The organism is uncultured Chloroflexus sp. (assembly GCF_937951745.1).
Lineage (GTDB): Bacteria > Chloroflexota > Chloroflexia > Chloroflexales > Chloroflexaceae > Chloroflexus.
Genome location: NZ_CALFBQ010000091.1, coordinates 1 through 22,260, shown reverse-complemented (window position 1 = coordinate 22,260; position 22,260 = coordinate 1). Strand labels below are relative to the sequence as shown.

22 protein-coding genes are annotated in these 22,260 nt (G+C 56.8%); 11 read left to right on the top strand and 11 right to left on the bottom strand.

The features are described from left to right. The 4 genes from Q1A59_RS17850 to Q1A59_RS17835 form a co-directional block, all read right to left on the bottom strand. A partial coding sequence (locus Q1A59_RS17850; RefSeq protein WP_299645319.1) for a VWA domain-containing protein occupies nt 1–1,989 on the bottom strand: 1,989 nt, incomplete at its 3' end. A 53-nt stretch (nt 1,990–2,042) separates the two neighbouring features. Continuing rightward, nucleotides 2,043–2,639: a TadE/TadG family type IV pilus assembly protein gene (locus Q1A59_RS17845; protein ID WP_298483115.1), complete on the bottom strand. Its 597-nt coding sequence runs from the start codon at nt 2,637–2,639 to the stop codon at nt 2,043–2,045. A gap of 12 nt (nt 2,640–2,651) precedes the next feature. Beyond that, complete coding sequence (locus Q1A59_RS17840; protein WP_298406966.1) at nt 2,652–3,224, bottom strand: TadE/TadG family type IV pilus assembly protein; 573 nt, start codon at nt 3,222–3,224, stop codon at nt 2,652–2,654. Nucleotides 3,225–3,368: 144 nt separating this feature from the next. Then, nucleotides 3,369–4,085 carry an esterase family protein gene (locus Q1A59_RS17835; RefSeq protein ID WP_298406963.1) on the bottom strand — a complete coding sequence of 239 codons (717 nt, stop codon included), beginning with the start codon at nt 4,083–4,085 and terminating at the stop codon, nt 3,369–3,371. A 219-nt stretch (nt 4,086–4,304) separates the two neighbouring features. Here Q1A59_RS17835 and Q1A59_RS17830 point away from each other — a divergent pair, with 219 nt between their 5' ends. The 4 genes from Q1A59_RS17830 to Q1A59_RS17815 all read left to right on the top strand — a co-directional run bounded on the left by Q1A59_RS17830 (nt 4,305) and on the right by Q1A59_RS17815 (nt 7,327). Further along, nucleotides 4,305–5,492 (top strand): MFS transporter, encoded by a 1,188-nt coding sequence (locus Q1A59_RS17830; RefSeq protein ID WP_298406961.1) that lies wholly within the window; start codon nt 4,305–4,307, stop codon nt 5,490–5,492. An 83-nt stretch (nt 5,493–5,575) separates the two neighbouring features. Beyond that, entirely contained in the window at nt 5,576–6,241 is a 666-nt protein-coding gene (locus Q1A59_RS17825; RefSeq protein WP_298406958.1) for a protein disulfide oxidoreductase, read from the top strand. Nucleotides 6,242–6,355: 114 nt separating this feature from the next. After that, on the top strand, nt 6,356–6,970 hold the full coding sequence (locus Q1A59_RS17820; RefSeq protein WP_298483111.1) for an RNA polymerase sigma factor: 615 nt from the start codon (nt 6,356–6,358) through the stop codon (nt 6,968–6,970). A 93-nt stretch (nt 6,971–7,063) separates the two neighbouring features. Next, complete coding sequence (locus Q1A59_RS17815) at nt 7,064–7,327, top strand: anti-sigma factor (RefSeq protein ID WP_298406954.1); 264 nt, start codon at nt 7,064–7,066, stop codon at nt 7,325–7,327. Here the strand turns inward: Q1A59_RS17815 and Q1A59_RS17810 are convergent. Further along, nucleotides 7,324–8,220: a LysR family transcriptional regulator gene (locus tag Q1A59_RS17810; protein ID WP_299645318.1), complete on the bottom strand. Its 897-nt coding sequence runs from the start codon at nt 8,218–8,220 to the stop codon at nt 7,324–7,326. The two genes, Q1A59_RS17815 and Q1A59_RS17810, sit on opposite strands and share 4 nt — an antisense overlap. A gap of 332 nt (nt 8,221–8,552) precedes the next feature. On the opposite strand from Q1A59_RS17810, the gene Q1A59_RS17805 reads away from it, so the two are divergent. The 3 genes from Q1A59_RS17805 (at nt 8,553) to Q1A59_RS17795 (ending at nt 12,025) form a co-directional block, all read left to right on the top strand. Then, a complete protein-coding gene (locus Q1A59_RS17805; RefSeq protein WP_298406948.1) occupies nt 8,553–9,953 on the top strand; it encodes a rhodanese-like domain-containing protein in 1,401 nt (466 codons plus the stop codon). A 114-nt stretch (nt 9,954–10,067) separates the two neighbouring features. Then, the gene (locus Q1A59_RS17800) at nt 10,068–10,757 is read left to right on the top strand and encodes a DUF1641 domain-containing protein (RefSeq protein ID WP_298406945.1); all 690 of its coding nucleotides are present in this window, start codon (nt 10,068–10,070) and stop codon (nt 10,755–10,757) included. A gap of 77 nt (nt 10,758–10,834) precedes the next feature. Beyond that, a complete protein-coding gene (locus tag Q1A59_RS17795) occupies nt 10,835–12,025 on the top strand; it encodes an FAD/NAD(P)-binding oxidoreductase (protein ID WP_298406942.1) in 1,191 nt (396 codons plus the stop codon). 152 nt (nt 12,026–12,177) lie between these two features. On the opposite strand, the gene Q1A59_RS17790 is transcribed toward Q1A59_RS17795, so the two are convergent. From Q1A59_RS17790 to Q1A59_RS17775, 4 genes are all read right to left on the bottom strand, one after another. Next, nucleotides 12,178–13,596 carry an FtsW/RodA/SpoVE family cell cycle protein gene (locus Q1A59_RS17790; RefSeq protein ID WP_298406939.1) on the bottom strand — a complete coding sequence of 473 codons (1,419 nt, stop codon included), beginning with the start codon at nt 13,594–13,596 and terminating at the stop codon, nt 12,178–12,180. 41 nt (nt 13,597–13,637) lie between these two features. Further along, the gene (gene ilvA, locus Q1A59_RS17785; protein WP_298406936.1) at nt 13,638–14,873 is read right to left on the bottom strand and encodes a threonine ammonia-lyase; all 1,236 of its coding nucleotides are present in this window, start codon (nt 14,871–14,873) and stop codon (nt 13,638–13,640) included. 410 nt (nt 14,874–15,283) lie between these two features. Continuing rightward, on the bottom strand, nt 15,284–15,508 hold the full coding sequence (locus Q1A59_RS17780; RefSeq protein WP_298406932.1) for a hypothetical protein: 225 nt from the start codon (nt 15,506–15,508) through the stop codon (nt 15,284–15,286). Nucleotides 15,509–15,576: 68 nt separating this feature from the next. Continuing rightward, the gene (locus Q1A59_RS17775; RefSeq protein WP_298406930.1) at nt 15,577–15,792 is read right to left on the bottom strand and encodes a hypothetical protein; all 216 of its coding nucleotides are present in this window, start codon (nt 15,790–15,792) and stop codon (nt 15,577–15,579) included. Nucleotides 15,793–15,934: 142 nt separating this feature from the next. On the opposite strand from Q1A59_RS17775, the gene Q1A59_RS17770 reads away from it, so the two are divergent. From Q1A59_RS17770 to Q1A59_RS17755, 4 genes are all read left to right on the top strand, one after another. Next, the gene (locus tag Q1A59_RS17770) at nt 15,935–16,243 is read left to right on the top strand and encodes a nucleotide pyrophosphohydrolase (protein ID WP_298406927.1); all 309 of its coding nucleotides are present in this window, start codon (nt 15,935–15,937) and stop codon (nt 16,241–16,243) included. Nucleotides 16,244–16,368: 125 nt separating this feature from the next. Then, complete coding sequence (aceA, locus tag Q1A59_RS17765; RefSeq protein ID WP_298406925.1) at nt 16,369–17,643, top strand: isocitrate lyase; 1,275 nt, start codon at nt 16,369–16,371, stop codon at nt 17,641–17,643. 126 nt (nt 17,644–17,769) lie between these two features. After that, on the top strand, nt 17,770–18,342 hold the full coding sequence (locus tag Q1A59_RS17760) for an AAA family ATPase (RefSeq protein ID WP_298406923.1): 573 nt from the start codon (nt 17,770–17,772) through the stop codon (nt 18,340–18,342). Between the two features lie 29 nt (nt 18,343–18,371). Further along, nucleotides 18,372–18,962, top strand: a complete 591-nt coding sequence (locus Q1A59_RS17755) for an acyltransferase (protein WP_298406921.1) — start codon at nt 18,372–18,374, stop codon at nt 18,960–18,962. Nucleotides 18,963–18,987: 25 nt separating this feature from the next. On the opposite strand, the gene Q1A59_RS17750 is transcribed toward Q1A59_RS17755, so the two are convergent. Both Q1A59_RS17750 and Q1A59_RS17745 read right to left on the bottom strand, forming a co-directional pair. Further along, nucleotides 18,988–20,286 carry a M14 family metallopeptidase gene (locus tag Q1A59_RS17750; RefSeq protein WP_298406918.1) on the bottom strand — a complete coding sequence of 433 codons (1,299 nt, stop codon included), beginning with the start codon at nt 20,284–20,286 and terminating at the stop codon, nt 18,988–18,990. A 401-nt stretch (nt 20,287–20,687) separates the two neighbouring features. After that, nucleotides 20,688–22,022: a DUF58 domain-containing protein gene (locus Q1A59_RS17745; protein ID WP_298406915.1), complete on the bottom strand. Its 1,335-nt coding sequence runs from the start codon at nt 22,020–22,022 to the stop codon at nt 20,688–20,690. Nucleotides 22,023–22,260 lie beyond the last annotated feature (238 nt).

Genomic DNA, 22,260 nt, shown 5'->3' with positions numbered 1-22,260 from the left:
CAGCACATAAATGTCGGTCTGAACCGATTGATCGGCCTTGATCGCCTCTGCCTGCTGCACCATCTGGGTAATGGGGCGATCCATGTTATTGTACTTGCCGCCAATTCTGGTTGTTTGGCATTCTGCGTCATCAAGAACTTTAATCCCTAGAGGTTCGCAAGTTGGATTTCCTGCATAGGTGGACGGATAATTGCCAAGACGGTTGCTGCTAGGAGTACCATCGAGGAAGACGTTTGACACACCATCGGTCACGAGAATAATCACTCGCCGATATACCCACTCACGGCCAAGGTGATTGGTCGTCTTCTGCGCATTCTGTAACAGTTCCTGTGCACGGTGCAGAGCCTTAGCAACATTAGTAAGACCTGTGGTCAAGTACGGATCTTCGATATTCCTAATCTTGCCGGCATTGAGCACCGCATTCTTCAGTGCCTCCGGATCCGAACTGAAACGATTGTTCGAAGAAGCGCTCGAACTAAACCAGATCAGGGCCATCTGATCGGGGGGCCGCGTCGGGTCATAGTCAGTATTCCCCGGCATGTTGGTCTGATCGATCAGCATCTGAATAGCTTTCTTAGCGACGTAGATCCGGCGCTCGGTCTCCGGCCTCCACGCGTGTAGATAGTTACCGACGCATCCTTCGACCGGAGGCGGCGATCCGGGATGGCCTACAATGCATTGGACGGGCTGGTCATTCATATAGCCTCGGCCAAAGAAGTCCATACTCATCGATCCAGATACGTCGAGCACAACAACATACTGCACCGGACGGCGTTCATTGGCTACCACCTGATACTCCGGCCACAGCTCGACACTACCGGTCAAGCGAACAATACTCGTATCCTCTGGCGGCGGCGGGGTCGCCGAGCAAGCCGTGCCCTGCCGGTTCGGATCGCCGAGGAAGATGAAATCCATATAGGGCCGGTTGCGTTCACGCCCATACTCGGTTAACACAAAGAGACCGAAGCGCACTACGCGATACGCTGCATTCGAGCCTTGCGAAACCGCAACATCGTAGATCGGTAGCACCATGCGGGTACCATTCTGAATATGGGCATCTAGCGCAGCGCGACGGTCATTGCTCGCGGTGAAGCCAGAGCTGCCGTAGACCCAGTCACCAACATTCAACTCGCCGGGCCGCTCAGGGTAATTTGCCGGGCGGGGCAGGTTGGTCGCCGGCCACGGTACCACCTCCATAAAACCCCTTGAGAGTGTGCCGGTACCGGTTAGAGCCAATTCCAACTCTTGGGCACTGTTAGCATTTGCACCACTAGCACCACGACCGTCAAGCCAGCGCAGCCAGCCAAACCCGCCGGGCACATTATTGTCGGCTAGGTAGAGGCGCATTTTGGTAAAGCCCCTGTAAGGACCATTCGTAAGCCTCTCCCAGTTATTATCGGGCCTGCCATCACCGTTGGCATCACCCGGATTGCGAAACTCATTGCCGCTGATGTACTCGTTGTTGATCGCAATTGGATACACGCCATCAGTCGGCGGACATGTGCCAGCGTAGGCAGTTGCTGCAATCGGTAACTGCTCTTGATTAACGACCCGCGCAAAGAAGGTGTCAACGTCACCTTCGAGGTTCACCTGAATGTACGCAACGTTATCAGGAGCTACGGTACCGTCACGAGTAATACGCGCACCGCCTTCAATCGGCTCGCCGCGTGCATTCAGATAGTACGCTTCCATACGAATATTTGGATTGTTCTCAACGTCGATCCCATTCGAGCGGAGCGAGTTGACAATCGCGTCATAAATGACTGTATTGGTCGTACCGGCTGGTCGGCGAACGTAGGTATTCATCGCCGACAACGATGCCGCATTTGCGGCTGCCACAGCGCGGCGTTCCTCGGAAAAGGTGCGCCCGACATCAACCGATAGCGCCACCATTCCGACCAGCACGACGATCATGAGGGCAAGCAGGGGAATACTCTGCCCGCGTACTCGTCGTGGTGTACCACACATTCTTGTTTGCTTAGTTGCCATTACCTTCCTCCATGTGCTGCGTTGCCATTTGCGGACTAGAGCTTTACAGATTGTTAGCCGACAAACTGGCTACGGATAGGCATCGTATGTGTCACTCGTAAGATGATCTCTCGCCCAAATGCCGGCGCAAAGGGAAAGAAGAGCTGGTAACGGTACCGTATTGTTACCCTGATCCAACAATTCTGGCCAGCATTGCGCATATCGACCCGCGGTGTCGTTGTCGCGCACGTGCCGCTTAGGTTAGATGGATTAGCGCCCTTCGGATTTTCTATAATCACAAACCCATTCGGGTTGGTCGGATTGTCTTTACTAAAGACTGCAGGCTGACTAGCATCGTCGATCCCATCACCGTTCAGATCGAGTAGATTGGCTACTCCTGTCGGCTGCGTGCCACCAGCAGTGCGAATGCGTCTGAAAATCTCTTCATAATTCAGCGTTACCGCTGTTACTCGACCGCTATTATTCGTTACCACCAACGGGTAACTACCGTAAGTGGCACCCTCTTGAGCAGCCGCACGCAGCGCTTGCAAGGTAAAGAAGATGAGGCCGAGATCAACTGCAGCCGAAAGCAAGAGAAAGATGACTGTAGTCGAGAGAGCAAATTCAACAATGGCTTGGCCCACCGTCTTGTGACGACGTTTCTTGATCATGGTTTCCCTCGCTTATCGATCGAGTTGCATGTCTTGCCAATCGGCCACATCACGCGCACATGCCACCCCACGCGGGCTAGTCGGATCGACACCTAAGTTTTCGATAGAGCGGCGTTGTACGACCCGCAAGGTGAGCGTGCCATTCTCTAGCCCGATCAGATCGAAGAGCGGCGTGATGCTGCGTACCGGATAATTGATCTCGATCTCGATTGGCCCACGATCTTTCAAATTGCGCGTCTGACCACCGTTGGGGTAGCGAATCGTCACATAGTCCTCGATTCGGCGCCCTTCGTTGCCACTCCCATCGAACAGTACGACGTCCGAGCGAATTGCTTCCATAATCCCGCGCACACACGCATCAGCCGTGAAACCGGGAAAGTTAGCCGGCGGGTTATTGCGCAGATCGAGCCACGTTTGATGCGGTGGCAATTGCGCTGCCGCTTCAGCACCGTTGCGTGCCGCTTGGGATACCATCGAGTAGGCAAAAATGAGATAGCCAAATTCGATAATTCCAAACAAGACCATTAACATGACCGGTAGCAAGAGTGCCATTTCGACAATCGATTGCCCACGTTGCGACTTCATAACACGCACTCCCACGAACGCTTCTGCTCTAGCTGTTAGTATATGGCTCACTTCAATCCTGTGGAATAGTCCGAAGGTACCGGGTTTTCAGATCACGAAATTCATCATTGTAAAGCCATAACTGTACCGGCATAACAGTTTTGGTCAATCATGCCCACCGATATATTGCACGATCATGCGTTGCCAGTAGGGCCAGTCATGGCACCAACCATCCCAGACTCGCAAGGCATTGCCGATCCCCTTGGCCCATAATTGGCTTGACAGCAATTCATTTGACCACGCCGACGGATCGTCGCGCCCTGTAACCAGAATAATATCGGTTTCACGGAGACGATCAATTGTCCACGGATCGTTCAAATTGGGTACGAAATCAACCGGATTATGAAAGTAGACGCCCTGCGTGTAGCTGGTAAAAAACCGCTTGAGATCGTACAACCCTGAGAGGCCGATGACACGCCGCACGAAACCGGGATGGCGCAATGTGAAAATCACGGCCTCGCTAGCGCCGAACGAACAGCCGGTGGCCATCAAGAACGGATTGGGATTGAGGTGGCGCACCAGTGGCAAGACTTCGGTTATCAGATAGTGCTCATATTGCTCTTCTCGCCACATTCGCGCATCGGCATCAGCGCCATAGTTATACCAACTTTCACTGTAGACGCTATCGACGCAAACAAGTTGAATCCATCCTTGCTCTAAATGATGACCAAGCGCAGCCACCATCCCGCGATCTTCATATTCGTAGAAACGTCCGTGCGAGGTGGGGAAGACCAACACCGGCGCACCGGCATGGCCAAATATGAGCAATTCCATCGTTCGATTGAGGGCAGGGCTGTGCCATGCATGGTATTGTCGTTGCATATTCCAAACGTATGCATTTCAAATTGGCGATGACAATGGGTGAAATGATAGCCTACGCGCAATGGTCTGTCAATGTAATGGTGAGGAACACGTCAAAGAAATGCTGTTCGTTCCAAAGGAGCTTGCTGCAGGCGAGCTAGCATGATGCGCTTCATTGCGCCAGCCAGCCCTTGCCATATATCGTTTGGTATCGCATTGCTGTTGACAAGGTTTAGTGGTATGACAACCCTAACTGCTCATGACGCGCGTGCGCTGACATGGCCCCAACTGTTGACGCTGGTCTGGGGCCGCTGGCTGGTCAGCCTCACCTTCCGCATGATCTATCCTCTATTGGGGTTTTTGGCCGCCGGCTTTGCGGTTGATCTGACCACCGCCAGCCTGCTAATCACGGTCCAAGTAGCGGCGTCGCTGTTTAGCCCGTTGGGTGGGATAATCAGTGATAGCATCGGCGATCGGGCCACAATGATTGGGGGTGGGATCATCTTTACACTCGGCGCCGCTATTTGTGCGATGAGCGCTGCATTTGTCCCGTTTCTGTTTGGGTATGCGGTAATTGGGCTGGCCATCGCCGTGGGGATGCCAGCGCTGCAAAGCTACGTTAGCGCGCGCAGCCACTACGAACGCCGCGCACGGATGCTCGGCGTGCTCGAATTGAGTTGGGCGCTCTCGGCGCTGCTCGGCGTACCACTGATTACGTGGAGCGTGGAACGATGGGGGATCGCGCCGATCTTTGCCGGCCTGACGATAGCTGGCGGCGTGATGCTCATATCGTATATCATGTTACCGAACGATGACCAAACGCCATCCCGCCAACTGCACCAGTCAGCATCCGCGAATCATCTATGGCATCTCTTTCAGCAACCGAGCATTCTGACTGCGCTAGGATTCGTCTTCATCCAACTAGCTGCGGTTGAATTGATCTTTGTCAGTTACGCCGGTTGGCTGAACAGCGCATTTAACGCCACGACCGCCGAGCTCGGATTCGTCTTCGGATTGCTCGGCGTGGTTGAGTTAATTGGTTCGCTTAGCGCCACGCTCTTCACCGACCGGATCGGCAAGCGACGAGCGGTGTTAGGCGGATTTTTGCTCGTCGGCGTCTGGTTACTGCTCTTGCCGCAGAGTGGATCATGGCCGATCTTTTTGGCCCTCCTGTTGGCATTTGACCTGTGTTTCGAGTTTGCGATCGTCTCGACCTTTCCGCTCATTAGCGGGCTCAGCGCTCAACGGCGCGGCGCGCTGCTCGCGATGATGACTGCTGGCATTGGCGGAGGGCGGATTGTGGGTTCACTAGCCGGGCCATGGATCAGCGCCACTGCCGGCTATGCTCTCACCAGCACGATTGCCGGCATACTGGCACTCATCGGGTTTGGGATCGGATTGCTGTTCATAAAGGAGGGTAACGCCTGAAAAACGCCGTGTAACCAATACCACCGTGAGCGCATCTGATAGGTAGCAATTGCAATGATGATGGCGTGAAAGGAAGCAAACCAATGGCTCTGATGCAGGAAAAAGATCGCAAGGCAGTGCGGGAGGCGTTCGCTGGGCTAAACCGTCCGGTTGAGATTGTACTGTTTACCTCGGAAGAGAGCGGCGAATACAGCGATGTCACCCACGAGCTGCTGCAAGAGGTAGTGGAACTCAACCCGCTGCTGCGCTTGAGTGTATATGATCTGACTAAAGACGGCGCGTATGCCGCCGAGCTAGGCATCGACAAGGCGCCGGGGATCGTCTTTTTGGCAGGGGAAGAGCGAAAGAATCACGGCTTGCGCTTCGCCGGGTTGCCTAGCGGCTACGAGTTTGCCTCGCTGATCGAGGCTATCCGGTTGGCCGGTGGCGCAACCCAGCCTGATCTCCAGCCGGCAACGATGGAGCTGCTGAACACGATCAAGGCGCCGATGCACTTGCAGGTCTTTGTAACACCGACCTGCCCCTATTGCCCGCGGGCGGTGGTGATGGCCTACCGGCTAGCGCTGGCCAACCCGTACATTACCGCCGAGGGTATCGAAGTGACCGAATTCCCTGAACTTGGCGATCGCTATGCAGTGATGGGCGTCCCGAAGACGGTGATCGACGATCTGGTGCATATCGAAGGCGCAGTGCCAGAGGGGATGATGGCTAACAAACTGCGCGAAGCGATTGTCGCCGCGGCAGCGTAAGGCACCGTTTGTTGCCGGGCCGGGGCGCCGCCCGGTTATGTGGCGCTACAGAGCCGCCATCGTAGACGTGATATACTGAATCTATGCCATCACGTCTACGATGGAGGAGCTGTTGTGCCGGGACCAATCATTGACCTCTCACTGTATGATGATGAACAGGCATTGCTTGCCGGCTTACGCCGCGGCGACCCTGATGCCTGCACCTGTTTTGTTAAACGTTTTGCGCCGCTGGTCTACGCATGTGCGCTGCACCTGCTCGGCGACGCCGACGATGCTGAGAACGTCTTGCAGACGACGTTCATCAAAGCGTGCGCGGCGCTACCGGAATATACTGGCGCTGGCAGCTTGAGCAGTTGGCTCTACCGGATCGCCTCAAATGAAGGATTGATGCTGCTGCGCCAGAAGCGACCGCAAGTCGCACTCGATGCGGTTGGTGAACTTGCGCCGGATGAGACCACGTTACATCACAAAACGACGTGGGCGATCGATCCGGCGCGGAACGCGCTCGATGGTGAATTACGGCGCGAGATTGCGCAGGCGATTGCCGAATTGCCCGATGCGTTACGGGCCGTGATTGTGCTGCGCGACATCGAGCAACTCAGCACTGAAGAGACCGCCGAGCGGCTCGGCATTAGCCCCGGCGCGGTGAAGGTGCGGCTGCACCGCGCCCGTCTGCGGTTGCGCGAAGCGCTAGCACGCTATGTCGAAGCGTCAAGCAATGACAGGTAAGGGCGAGGTATCCTTCGCCCACCTGCCCACGCAACCCGCTGTGCTGGGATCAGCTCGGCAACGCAGACGTTGCCCCAACCGCGAGGAATGCCAATGGAACGCCACAATCACGATCACTGTCTCGATCTGATCGATCGCTTGAACGACTATCTCGATGGCGAACTCAGCGCTGTATCGTGCGCCGAGTTGGAAGAGCATTTGCGCCAATGCCCCGAATGCCAAGAGTTGCTAGCGTCGTTGCAACAAACGGTCGACTTGTTGCACCATCTCGACGATCTGCCGCCGCCATTACCGCCTGCCCTTGAAAACCGGCTGATCAGCCAGATGCAACAACAGGTGCAGACCAAACGCCATTAGCGTCCATAATGGGCTACTAGCATCTGGCGAAAGGCATACGCCACCGGCGAGAGCGGGCGCGCCGCGCGCCATAGTAACCGTAGCGTGCGGCGCAGGGGCCGGCCACTAATCGGGATGGGATGCAACGCCCCTACCTCTTGCTCGGCAGTAATTGTATAGAGAGGTAAAATCGTCAGCCCCGTACCGATCATCACCATCCGCTTGATCGACTCAAGGTTATCGAATTCGGCAATAACGCGCGGCGTAAGCGATTGTTCGCGCAACGCCTGATCGAGCCATGCGCGGGTTTGGCTGCTCGATTGGCGCATCACCATCGGCTGACCAGCTAACTCACTGAGCTGCACCTCATCACGTCCCCACCACGGATGGCGCCGGCCCACAATCACGTATTGATCAAACTCGCGTAACGGATGCTGCTGAAGATCGGTGTCAGCGTTGTCAAGTTCACCCTCGATCGCGCCAAGATCAAGCGTACCACTACGTAGTTCGGCCACAATGGCCGGTGTCGTGCCAGTTTGGGTGCTTACGGCAAGGTTAGGATAGCGCTGACCAAACATCTGCACCCACTCAGGCAGCAGATAGGCACTGACACCGGGAGTCACCCCAATGGTCAATTGGCCAGCCCGCAAACCGGCAACATCAGTAACAGCCAATTCAGCTTCAGCAACGAGACGAAAGATGCTTTCGCAATATGACAGGAGCCGTTGCCCGGCGGCCGTCAACTCCACCCCGCGCCGGCCCCGGGCGAACAACTCGGTACCGAGTGCATCTTCGAGCGCGCGGATATGCTGGCTCACCCCTGATTGAGTCATGTGCAATTGCTCAGCCGCTTTGCTGAGGCTGCCGGCAGCCACCACCCGCGTAAAGATATCAAGTTTGTACAGATCGAGCATCGTTGCTCTCCCAGTTTAGAGCTGCTTTGCGATGCGCCACGAACGCCGTCGCTATCATTAGCAATGATCATCCTGCTGTAGTTAGCCCTGCGCGCCGCTAAAGGGGTAGCCACGTTCATTCTTTTGCGCAATGATTATCCAGTGTTGCAGATATAAGTTTTTGCTAGGAGATAGTATAAGCAAGATCCGGCTTCTGCCAAGTGGTGATTTTTGTTATCTTGCGGACAAACAATCCCAACACTCTAAACAAGCAGTTGGCGCCAACGCTGCAAGAGGGAGTGCCGCCCCCTTTAAGGTGACGCAAAGACAACCAAAGGAAGGGAACGAGAGCGATGTTGCTGAAGTACTTCTACGACGAGATGCTAGCGCAGGCTTCCTACCTTATCGGGTGCGCTAAGACCGGTGAGGCAATGGTCATTGACCCCATGCGCGATGTCGAACCGTACTTGCGGGTAGCAGCGAAAGAGGGTTTGCGGATCACCCATGTTACTGAGACCCACATTCATGCCGACTTTGTGAGCGGGGTGCGCGAATTGGCGGCTCGCACCGGTGCGCAGATGTATCTGAGCGACATGGGCGACGAGAATTGGAAATATGCCTACCCCGAAGTGAGCAAAGCGATTTTGGTCAAAGATGGCGACACATGGATGGTCGGCAATATTAAAGTGCAAGTCATTGCCACCCCCGGCCACACCCCCGAGCACATTGCATTTATGATCACCGACACGGCGGGTGCTGACCAGCCGATGGGCATTTTCACCGGCGACTTCCTCTTTGTTGGCGATGTAGGCCGGCCCGACCTACTCGAGGAAGCGGCAGGTATTACCGGTACCAAAGAACCCGGCGCACGCAAGCAGTTCCAGTCAGTGCAGCGCTTCAAAGACCTGCCTGATTACTTGCAGGTGTGGCCGGCGCACGGCTCGGGTAGTGCCTGCGGCAAGGCGCTAGGTGCGATCCCGTCGAGTACGCTTGGCTATGAGAAGCGGTTTAATCCGGCGTTCCAATTTGACGACGAAGATGCATTTGTGAAGTGGCTGCTGCACGGCCAACCCGAACCGCCGCGCTACTTCGCCCGTATGAAGTACGTGAACAAGGTCGGGCCGGCGCTGTTGCACGATCTGGCGATGCCGGTTGAGATTGAGCGGCCGGTGCTTGACAAGGCCATTGCTGAAGGTGCAATCGTCTTTGATCTGCGCAGCGCCGCCGAATTTGTCGCCGGTCACGTGCCGGGCAGTATCAGCGTGCCGATCCGCAAGATGTACAGCAGCTACGTGGGTTGGTTTGTTGATTTCACCAAGCCAACGTACCTCGTGGTACCTGACGACGCGGATATGAGCGAGATTCTGAAGGACTTGCGAGCGATTGGCGTTGATGACATTCCGGGATACCTGCCCGCTTCAGCGTTGGGTGACAATCTGGACCAACTGCCCACCGCCACGGTGAAAGATCTGAGTACAGCGTTAGCCGATCACTCGGCGGTCATCCTCGACATGCGCAACCTTACCGAGTACGAAGAGATTCACCTGCCCGGCGCATTGCATATTCCGGTTGGGTATCTACCGCGTCGGCTGAGCGAAATTCCACGTGACACGCCAATCATCGCTCACTGCGCCACCGGTTACCGCTCGCAAGTTGGCACAAGTGTGCTGCGCCGCTTTGGATTCACCAACGTCGCCACTCTCGTTGACCCGCAGGGCACGTGGCGCGAGTTAGTCGCAGCAGTAGCAGCGTAATCGGCTCATAACACCCCCATAGCAGGAATGCTTGCCTGCTGTGGGGGTGAAAACATAGATTGCGAGCGATGGTTTTGCCCGAACATACAGCGGGCGCAACACACAGGAAGAGCTATGACATACTCACAAGCCAATGGTGGTGCTGAGGTGCAAACGTTAGATGCCGGTCACATTGCTGAATTGTTGCAGCAGATGATGGAGCGGATGGATCGGCTCGAGCATCATCTAGCCAAGGTGAATGCGCTGGCCGACGAGGCGCCAGCGTTATTGGCCATGGCGACTGATACCGTTGACGGATTGTACCGCGATGCCGCTAGCGCTGGCGTCGACATTGACGAGCGGTTGAAGGTTGGATTACACGCGCTTGAACGGCTGACCGAACCGACGACGCTGCGCGCGCTGGCCGGTCTTAGCGAGCAATTGGTCACCCTTGAGCAATTGGCTCGCCAAGCCCCCGGCTTTGCCGCAATGACGGTTGACATGATCGACGAGCTATACGCCGCAGTGAACAAGCAAGGGATCGACATTGAAGGCACTGTCCGGCAGGGTTTGGTTGCGCTGCGCAACTTGCTGACCTTGATGCAGTCGGAAGAAGTGAAAGCACTGATGAGTTCAGGTGTGCTCGATCCGAAGACCTTGCAGGTCATGGGTGCAGCAGCGCACGCGCTAGTGAGCGCGCAACGCGAGCCGCGCCGGGCCGGGCCAATGGCGCTGTTTGGCGCGCTCTTCAACCGCGACGTGCAACGCTCGCTTGGCTTTGCGCTTAATTTCGCTGAACGATTCGGGCAGAAATTGCCGAGGTAAGCAGGATATCACCATTCGCGTCGAGAAATGAGCATGCGGCTGGCACGCCGCTGATACCACAGAAAGAGGGAACTGTTATGGCCAAGAGCCACTATCAAGTCGTTATCGCTGGTGGCGGCACTGCTGGTTTGACTGTCGCTGCGCAACTGATGGATCAGCCGAATCCACCAGAGATCGCGCTGATCGAACCGGCAACCGTTCACTACTATCAGCCATTATGGACACTAGTCGGCGGCGGGGTCTTCCCGCGCGAGCAATCGGCCCGGCCCGAAGCCGATTACATTCCGCCGGGAGTCACGTGGATCAAAGAGAAGGTCACGGCGTTTGATCCGGATAATAACAGCCTGACCCTTAGCAACGGCGAGACGATCACCTACGACTTCTTAGTAGTGGCGCTAGGCATTCAGATCGACTGGGGTAAGATCAAGGGCCTGCCAGAGACGTTAGGCAAGAATGGCGTCTGCTCGAACTACTCCTACGACACGGTCGAGTACACGTGGCAGAATATCCGCACCTTCCGCGGCGGCAATGCCGTCTTCACTCACCCTAGCACGCCGATCAAGTGTGGTGGCGCGCCGCAGAAGATCGTCTATCTAGCCGACGACTACTTCCGCCGGTCAGGGGTGCGCCAGCAGAGCCAGCTCAACTTCTACCATGCCGGCGCCGCAATCTTTGCGGTGAAGAAGTATGCCGATGCGCTAAACCGGGTTGTGGCGCGGAAGGGGATCAACGTTCACTTCCAGCATGATCTGATTGAGGTGCGTGGCGAAGCGCGGGAAGCGGTCTTTCTCAATCTCGCTACCCGCGAGACAGTGACGGTTAACTTTGATATGCTTCATGTCTCGCCGCCACAGAGCGCGCCGGATGTGATCAAGAGCAGCGCCTTGGCCAATAGCGGCGGCTGGGTTGAGGTTGATCAGTATACGCTCCAGCACAAGCGCTACCCCAACGTCTTTAGTCTTGGCGATTGCTCGAGCCTGCCTACCTCAAAGACAGGGGCTGCCATTCGCAAGCAGGCACCGGTAGTCGTGGCGAATCTCATGGCGGCAATTGCGCACGAGACGCTGCCCGCCACATACGACGGTTACACCTCGTGCCCGCTGGTGACCGGTTACGGCAGCCTGATCTTGGCCGAGTTCGACTATACCAACCAGCCCAAAGAGAGCTTCCCGTTCGACCAATCGCAAGAGCGCTACAGCATGTACGCGTTGAAGGCGTATGGCTTGCCGGCGATGTATTGGAACGGCATGTTGCGTGGACGGATGTAGGGTGTAGCACGCTGTGCCAGTGTGGGCGGCCGGGAAGGATGGTACGCTGACCGTACTGGCAAGACGATGCATGGCCCTGTGATAGAGGATATTTTCCGGGTCTCCTCCCTCCCCAAGCGTAGAGACGGTCTTACGGGCCGTCTCTACGCGATTTAATACCGTTGATCGCTGACCGAAATGCGTAAGAGCAGGCCAACGATCAAAAAGTTGATGATAATTGACGAGCCGCCATACGAGATAAACGGGAGCGTAATGCCGGTAAGTGGGATCAGGCGGAGATTGCCGCCCAAAATGATCAACGACTGCACAGCAATAATCGAGGTCAGACCCACCACCAGCAATTGCTCAAAGCCGCGGAAGTGACCGGAAATAGCTAGCGCTAGGTGGTAGCCGCGGAAGATGAGCAGCAGATAGGCAATCAAGACGGCCAGCGTGCCGGCTAAGCCCATTTCCTCGCCGATGGCCACAAAGATAAAGTCGGTATGCACGGCAGGTACGTATTCAGGCACGCCACGCCCTAGGCCGGCGCCGAAGACTCCCCCCGACGCCAGCGCGTAAATAGCTTGCACAATCTGGTAGCCCGATCCTTGGGCCGTCGCCCATGGATCGAGCCAGATTGACACACGTAAGCCAACGATCGGCAGGAAACGGTAGAGCAGGTAAGCACCGCCAGCAAAGGCAGCCATACCAGCCATCACATACAGGCCACTGCCGGTAGCTACGTACAGCATAGCTAAAAAAACGCCGAAGAGCAGCAGCGCAGCTCCCAAGTCGCGCTGGAAGACGATGGTCAGCATCGCGATGCCCCACATGCCGACCAGCGGCACTAGGTAGGGCAACGGTGGCAGTTTCAGCGGGCCAAGCCGGTAATTTGACTGCACCACCTCGCGGTATTCGTTGAGGTAGGAAGCCATGAAGATGACCAGAATGATTTTGAGCAATTCCGAAGGTTGAAAGTAGAAGAAACCCAAATTGAACCAAACCCGTACCCCACTGGCGTTCGGATCAACACCAAACACGAACGTCGCCAAAATCAGCAGCAGGCCGAGCGACAGCCAGAGATAGCGGTAGTGATCGAGTACATCAATGAACGAGAGGCGGAACAGCCTGATGCAGATGCGATCGAGCGGCGTGAAGAGAATCGTCGCCATAATCACCGCCCCCAGCGTCACCCACAACGTCTGCTTAGCGGCAATTCCTTCGTAGCAAGGAAACCGCTCGCCAGCGACATTGCTGCAAAAAGCGATCTGGTTCAAACCCGGCTCGAGCCGCGCCGTCATCATGAGGCTCAGACCGGCGAGCAAAGCAACCAGCGGCAAAATCAACTGGTCAGCGGTCGGACTGCGCCACGACAGACCGAGCGAAATCGCGACGAAGAGCAGCAACGGCAGGCTGGAGGGCCAGAGGATGCTAGCCAACCCGCTAAGAGTGGTCTGCAACTCGCTCTGGCCGGTAGCAACTACTACTAGCAGATAGCCGGCGGCAAAGAAGAGCAGCACCGTTACCAGCAATTGCAATTCGACGGTGCGTAAACGGCGGAGCTGGGTAAAGGCAGCGCGTAAGGTTACCATAGATATTCCTGAGTCAACAGAGTGGCACTTCAATTTTTATGTCAAATTGGCCAATTCGACTCGCGCTCGCAATGGAAACCGGCCCGTTCGAGCGACTCGATCACCGCTTGGGCATGGTTTTCATCGCGTACCTCAAGGATCAGCTCGACTCCGGCACGATCGATCGGCACCCGCCACATCCCGCGGCGGTGGAAGAGATCCATCACACTAGCGCCGGTGGAAGCGACATGGTTCACCAGCGCCGCCAAGCCACCCGGCCGGTCATCAACGCTGGTGCGGAGCAAAAGATAGCGACCCTGCCGCACCAGCGCATACTCGATTACGCGCATGAGCAGGTTGGCGTCGATATTGCCGCCGCAGAGCACAGTAGCAGTGACTTGCTGGGGCTTAACCGGCACTTTGCCGCTGAGCAGAGCCGCCACCCCAGCCGCGCCGGCACCCTCGACGACCAGCCGGCTATGTTGCAGCACATGGGCAATCGCCATCACAATCTCTTCGTCATCAACCGTCACTACCTCATCAACCAGCGCCTGAATCATGGGCAGAGTCAGCTCACCGGGACGCTTAACGGCAATCCCATCGGCGATGGTATGGGCCGCCGGCGCGGTGACCGGATGGCCGGCGGCGAGGGAAGCGGGCACCGGCGCACAGCCAGCGGCTTGCACGCCAACAATCCGCACGTGGGGCAGGAGGGTTTTGACAGCGAGCGCAATACCGCTAATCAAGCCGCCGCCGCCGATCGGCACCACCAACTGGTGCAAATCGGGCAGCGCTTCGACCAGTTCAAGGCCGATTGTACCTTGACCGGCAATCACTCGTGGATGATCGAAGGCGTGAACATACGTCAAGCCGCGTTCTTCCTTGAGCGCATGAGCATAAGCCACCGCATCATCGAACGTAGGCCCATGCAAGATAACCTCGGCACCGAGGCGACGCGTAGCGACCACCTTGGTCAACGGGGCGCGTTCGGGCATGACAATCGTGGCCTTCACCCCCAACAACTGGGCTGCCTGCGCCACGCCTTGGGCATGGTTGCCGGCAGAAGGAGCGATCACCCCGCGCGCCTGCTCTTCGGGCGAAAGATGGACAATGGTGTTATAGGCGCCGCGGATCTTGAACGAACCGCTCTGTTGGGTATTTTCGGCCTTGTAAAAGATCGGCCCGCCCAACTCAGCGCTGAGGCGGGTCGCCGGCAAGACCGGAGTGGGCAAAATGATAGTGCGCAAGGCACGCCGCGCGGCCTGAATATCGGCCAACTCAATCGCAAATCGGCTCATGGAACGACGTTGCTCCTTTGGCTTCCCTGCCGTCATCGGCATCAGCACAACTATTCTGACTCGAGAGTTGCACGCGGGTTGCGCTGGAAATGTACTTGCTTTGTATCAATAGTGACACAGAAACTATCGTTAGTTATTGAGAAGGTTATCTGGGGCAGCGACATCGACGCATTGTGCAATACTTGTTGAATAGGAAGTCTAACATACTTTTCAATAAATCGACTCATCGTGTTGCCTGCGACTTCGGAAAGATGCTGCCAAGCAGCTTCACCGATATACACTTCACCATTCTCACGCTGAAATGCAGCACCTAACTCTTCAAGATGACGATTGGGCGTAGGATCAAAAACAACCAGAACAGGCGTATATCCGCTTCTACGGCAATCTACTGGAAAATCGATCTCTTCCTGCTACCTACCTTTTCCAGAAGCTGCAATGGTTACACGCATTTTGATCTCATATGCAAGTTTATCACGAATACAATCAACTTGCCGATAACGATCCGGATCACGATAACGACGAATTGGACTTTTAGCTGCGCTTAGTGAGACACCGCCAATTGCATTCGCAATAATTGGTTCAAACAAATAACCAGTTTCTTGCGCAGCACGGTTATCAATTATCAAAACGGACAAGAACACCACCTGACAGACATTATTGCCACCGTAAAACCAAGCTCATCCAGTAGTTGACCCAACTACGTCTAATCCTCGCCGGCAATGATTTCTTGGGCATTAGCAGCCCGGGCAGCCAACACACGGAAACGCATCGCCGTCTCGCGGTCGCGGGCATGTTCGGCGGCACGCATGAGCACGCCGAGCGCCAACTGCAACCGGCGCAACTCTTCGCGGTCGCCGGCCAATTGTAAGCGAGCCAGCTCTTGCTCGCAATATTGGGCAATTTGATCAATCGTCAGCATCGCAGACCTCCTCTGATGCGCTTGCACCTTGCTTGACTGTCATTGTACCATTGGCAGGAAGTAGCGAGCAGAGAATCGAATATTCCGGGGAAGGGGGCAATACTCGCTACTCCTACTCCCCATACTGAAAGGAGAGTCCTCGATGCCAATGAGCATTGCCGAGCTAACCGATGCGATCAACCGGTTTGTGACCGACAAAGGCTGGTACGCACCGGATAGCGTCTTCCCGCAGACGCCGCGCAATATTGCGATTTCGGTGGCGGTGGAAGCCGCCGAAATCCTCGAACACTTTCAGTTTCAGGATGAACCGCGCAACCGCGAAGCGCTAGCCGGCGAGCTGGCCGATGTCGCCAATTATCTCTTCCAACTTGCTTACCTGCTTGATATTGATCTCGAACAAGCGATTCTCGCCAAGTTGGCCGAGAACTATGGCCGCACGTGGGAGGGGTGACGGTTGTTCGCACTCTCTTTCACAATCGTGTAACCGTGACGTAACAGCGGGTGTTATAATGCAACCTACCTGTCAAATATCAGACCGTGCTCGTCACATTCAATGAGGAAAGCGGAGAAACGCACATGGATCGTGCCGCACAGATCAAGCAAATTGCCGACAGTTGGAACTCGCCGCGCTTTGCCGGCATTGTGCGTCCGTACACGCCGGAAGACGTTTACCGGCTGCGCGGGTCAGTGCAGATCGAGTACACGCTGGCGCGGATGGGGGCCGAACGCTTGTGGGACTTGTTGCATACCGAGCCGTATATCAACGCACTGGGCGCGTTGACGGGCAATCAGGCGATGCAGCAGGTGAAAGCCGGGTTGAAAGCGATCTATCTGAGCGGATGGCAAGTAGCGGCTGATGCAAACCTTGCCGGACAGATGTACCCCGATCAGAGCCTCTATCCGGCGAATTCGGGGCCACAGTTGGTGCGCAACATTAATAATGCTTTGCGGCGCGCCGACCAGATTTATCACAGCGAAGGGCGCAACGATATTTATTGGTTTGCGCCGATTGTGGCCGATGCCGAAGCCGGTTTTGGCGGCCCGCTCAACGTGTTTGAGATTATGAAGGCCTACATTGAGGCCGGCGCGGCGGGTGTACATTTTGAAGATCAGCTTGCTTCCGAGAAGAAGTGCGGTCACATGGGTGGCAAGGTGCTCATCCCGACGCAGGCCGCAATCCGCAATTTGGTAGCGGCCCGGCTGGCCGCCGATGTGATGGGGGTGCCGACGATTATCATCGCCCGCACCGACGCCAATGCGGCAACCTTGTTGACCAGCGACATTGATGAGCGCGACCGGCCCTTCTGCACTGGCGAGCGCACCAGCGAGGGCTTCTACCGGGTGCGGGCCGGCCTCGATCAGGCGATTGCGCGCGGCTTAGCCTACGCACCTTACGCCGACCTAATCTGGTGCGAAACGAGCGAGCCGAATCTCGAAGAGGCGCGCCGCTTCGCCGAGGCGATCCACGCTCAGTTCCCCGGCAAGCTGCTGGCCTACAACTGCTCGCCTTCGTTCAACTGGAAGAAGAAGCTTGACGACGCGACAATCGCCGCTTTCCAACGCGAATTGGGCGCGATGGGCTACAAGTTCCAGTTTGTGACGCTGGCCGGCTTCCACGCGCTCAACTACAGCATGTTCGAGCTGGCGCGCAACTACCGCGATCGCGGGATGTCCGCCTATAGCGAATTGCAACAGGCCGAGTTCGCCGCCGAAGCTTACGGCTATACGGCGACTCGCCACCAGCGCGAGGTGGGCACCGGCTACTTTGATGAAGTGGCGCAGGTGATCGCCGGCGGTGAGGTCAGCACCACGGCGCTGACCGGCAGCACCGAGGAAGAGCAGTTCCACTAGGTTTTGCCCTCTTCCCTCTTCCCCTCGCTCCTTGCCTAGAAGCCGGAGCGACGTAGCAATGCTACGTTGCTCCGGCGCTGTACCGGTATACCGCGCACGGATTCAACGCGATGTATAATAGCAAGCGTGCAGATTCCGACCTTAATTATTGTCACCGGTCATCCGGCAACCGGCAAAACGACCCTCTCGCAAGCGCTGGCCACTGGCCTGCGCCTACCGCTATTGAGTAAAGATGCGTTCAAAGAATTGATGTTCGATGGGTTGGGCTGGTCGGATCGGGAATGGTCGCGACAGGTAGGGGCAACTGCGATTTCAATGCTCTACCATACTGCGGCAACAATTTTGGCCAGCGGCCAATCACTCATTATGGAGAGCAATTTTCGTGTCGATCTCGACACACTGCGCATGCAACGCCTGCAAACGATTGCCCCCTTTCACCCGGTTCAGATCCGCTGTGTCGCCAACGGCAATGTACTAGCTGAACGCATTCTTCGCCGCGTAGCGCTCGGCCAGCGCCATCCCGGCCACTGCGATGATATGTCGCCGGCGGATTTGGAAGTGGTACGCACACGCGGCGATATTACTCCCTTGCCAATTGGTGGCCCACTACTGACGGTTGATACAACGATGCCCGAACTCATTGATATGAATGCTATTCTGCAATGGGCAACAGCGCAATTACGAGCACAGGATCTCTGATTGCTCGCCATACTCAAGGAGCAGCCGCAATGAGTCAAGCCATCATCCATCTGACCGCCACCGTCGATCCACGCGCTCACATCGGTGAAAACACCCGTGTGTGGCATTGGACTCAGATCCGTGAGGGAGTAACCGTTGGCAGCGAGTCAATCATTGGCAAGGGGTGTTATCTCGATGCCGGAGTCAAGATTGGCAACCGGGTCAAGATGCAAAGCAATGTCTCGGTGTTTCACGGCGTCACGATCGAGGATGGGGTCTTTGTAGGACCGCACGCTTGCTTTACTAACGACAAAACCCCACGGGCGATCAACCCGGACGGGACGCTGAAAGGGGCGGACGATTGGACGATAGCGCCGACACTGGTGCGTTACGGGGCGAGCATTGGCGCAAATGCAACAATTGTGTGCGGGATCACGATTGGCCGGTTTGCGATGGTCGCCGCCGGAGCAGTGGTGACGCGCGATGTGCCCGATTACGGGTTGGTGATGGGCAACCCGGCCCGGTTAGTCGGGTATGTTTGCCCGTGCGGTGCGCGCTTACCGGGAGGGCCAGCGTCAACGACGGAAGCGCGCACGTGTCCGGTCTGCGGAAGGGTGACGTTGGTGGGGGGCAGAGAGTAAGAAGGAGGGAATAGAGTGGTGGGCATTAGCGAATAGTGTGCGGAGCGAGCGGGAGCGCGAGTTGCGCGCGCGCCATCTCCCACTCTCCAAGCGGGGCTAGTTCGATCTGGTTAGTGGCCGGATCGAGTAGCAGGACAGCGCGTTCAAAGTACTGGGCTAAGCGCTTACTGCCATCGGTCAAGGTCATAGTCAACGGCGCACTCAGTGGATCGCCGAAGAAGATCTGCCCGCCTTGACGCTGCCAATAATCAGCAAAGGGGCCAGACGGCCAATCAGCGGGCCGGCCTATGGCTTCGCCGCCGCCATACGCTTGCGCCGCCGCCGCCTTGGCCCCCAACGGCGCCATCTGCACGTAGGCGATGGTATCGCGCAAGGTTTCATCAACCACGATCACAGCGCGAGCGAAGCGTTGGCGCATACCGGTGGGTGAAATCTCGGCCGGCGCGAGCGGTGCGCCAAAACGTTCCATACCGCCAAGCGCGCGCCAGAAGCGATAGATGACGGCCGGCACTGGCGTTTCGCTGATGATCCCCGGTGCAGGTAACGGCAACACCTCGGCGGTATTGGCTAACACTGCGCGCAAACCGGCCAGATTCTCGGCTACTTCAGGCTGATCGCCGGTCGCTAGTTCGGGGGTAATCGCCGCAATACCAAGGCCGGCGGCCCAATCATGCATCCCGCCGGTAATCATATAGCGATCCCAGAAACGAACATACTCATAGCCGGCAGCCGCAGCGTAGAGTTGCGCCATTGCAATTGACGGCGGATGTTCGCAACGAGCCGGAAAGACGAGACCAGCGTTAGAGTGAAGAAAGATCGCGCCGGCGGCATCGAGCAAGAATGAGCGGATGAGGCGTGTTTCGACTTGCGAGTCGGGATAGGGGCCGCCAGTGTCTGAGACAATCCCACGCGCGCCTTGCACCCGCTGCTGCCAATCATTCTCCGGGCACGCATCGTGACTAGTATCCATGTTACGGTTAAGATCGACGCCAGCGGCATCGAAGCGCCACCCACGCGCCATTCCATCAGGGTTCAGCAGCGGAATGATCACGAGCCGCACCTCAGGCGGTACCTCAGCCGGATGCGCGCGAAAATGATCGATCAGTGCCAAGGCCAGCCGGTAGGTATTGGCTTCGGGGGCGCCGTGGGTCGCCCCCACCACCACCAACTTACGCGGGCCATCACCGAAGATGACAGCCTCGATGGGGCGGCCTTCAGCCGAGCGACCCAGTTCAACAGTGCGGACGGACGTGACTTGCGCTGGCGGCGCGCTGGGCAACCAGCTTACGATCATGAGCAAGATGACCAATAGGAGATGTGGCATAGTTCAGATAAGACAATGCAGACCGGCAAGCGGGCAACGAGCGGTTTCCATCTCTAGTGTATCACTATGGAACGGTGAAGTGCGTTGGCAACCATAGCCGAGCGGCACTATGCGATCGCGCATAGAAGTGACTCCCCCTCGCGCAAGAGATTGCTTCGCGGCATCGGGCATTGCGCAGCCATGCTCTTTTGCGGCTCGCAATGACATCTGGATAGCTGGCTCTCGAACGCTACTTGGCGACTGCATCGAATTCTCTAATCACCGTCCTGCCTTGGAGCGGGCTAGCAGCCTATGCTCTACGGCGTAACAATCTATAGCGCATTGTTGCCACCGGGATCGCAAGCGTATCCGACAGCCGGCATCAGAACGACACTTGGCGTCTTCACGCGGATCAATCTCACTTACAGTCGTGCCTCTTCCTTCAGGCGCAGATAGGTGTTGACCACCGAGACGGTCAGTGAGGTCGCCGGCACATCGAGCGTCAGTGCACCACTGCGTTGGATTTGGTCGAGCAACGCGCGCCGCTCATCGGCCAACTGTTCGGCGACCAACCGGCGAAACAGGCCGTAGCTATCTTGCACTGGTCGTCCGATCACATTGGCGATGTTTGGATCGCTAATCGTGACACAGAGCGGCAGGTGGCGGCGAGCGAGCCGGCGGATGTGGGTCATGAGCGGTTGCACCGCAGCAGGGTTAGCCAGATCGGTAAAGATGATCACTAGTGCCCGCCGTTGCTGGCGTTGATCGAGGTAGGCTAATGCCGCCGCTATATCGGCCTCAACCGGCTGGGTCTGCACATTGTACAGCGCTTCGAGCAGTCGCTGAAACTGAGCTTTCCCCTTGCGCGGAGGAATAAAGTTCTCGACTTTGGCGGCAAAGGTAAGCATCCCAGCTTGATCGCCCTTACCGATCACCACATAACTCAGCATCAGCGCTGTATTAACCACGTAATCGAGCCGGGTCAGACCGGCGTCCTCAGGTTGGAGCAGATCGACGACCGGCGTAGCCATCAAGCGTCCGGCATCGATCACACAGATGATATGCTGGCTCCGCTCGGCCTCAATCTCGGCAACGATCGGTTTGCCACGCCGGGCAGTCGCCTTCCAATTAATCCGGCGATACTCATCATCAGTCGTATACTCGCGCAGATGTTCAAACTCGCCACCCTGCCCCAATTGGCGGATCGAGCGCAACCCGATGGTACGCAACTGGCCGCGCCGAATGACAAGATCATACTTCCGCGCTTCCAGCAGATTCGGGTAGACCTGTACCGTCTGAGCAGCGGGAAAGCGCACCTGCCGGCGATGACAGCCGAGCACGCCTTCGTAGCGCATCACCACATCACCAAACTGATAGTCGCCGCGACGTTGTGGACGAACATGGTAGCGCAGCTCGCACAAGCCAAACGGCTCAGCGACGCCGGCCAACAAATCGGCGTCAACCGGCATTTCAACCGGATACTCATCACGCAAGGTGAAGCGGAGCGGACGCGAGGCGGCGTTAGTAACGAGCACGGTAATCAGATTAGCAGCGCCAAGGGAGAGACGCTGATCGTGCAAGCGTTCGACCTCGATCTGGTCAGGTCGGGGCGAGAGCAGTACATCGCTAATCAATACCCCACCCACGAGCAGCAAATAGATCACCGCCACCCAACTCAGCAGAGGCGCAAACGCCGCGCTGGCGATCAGCGGCGCTGCCAGCAAAACCAGTACGAGCAGGCGTAACGTTGGCAGCATACGATTCTCATGATTGGCCCAAACGATTCGTTTGGGCAAGGAACCGGTGCAATTGGTCAGGGCAATTGGTTAGCGTCAAAATAGGTTTGCTTGCTCATTACCGATTGCTAGAATAATTGCGCGCAAGCAGGCTTAAAGTGTCTGCAACGACCACTGATAAAGAAACACGCGCAGGAGCCATGCGACAGTGCTCTCAACCAACAAGTAGCTCACCAGCGCGCCAGCCACCACCTTGCCA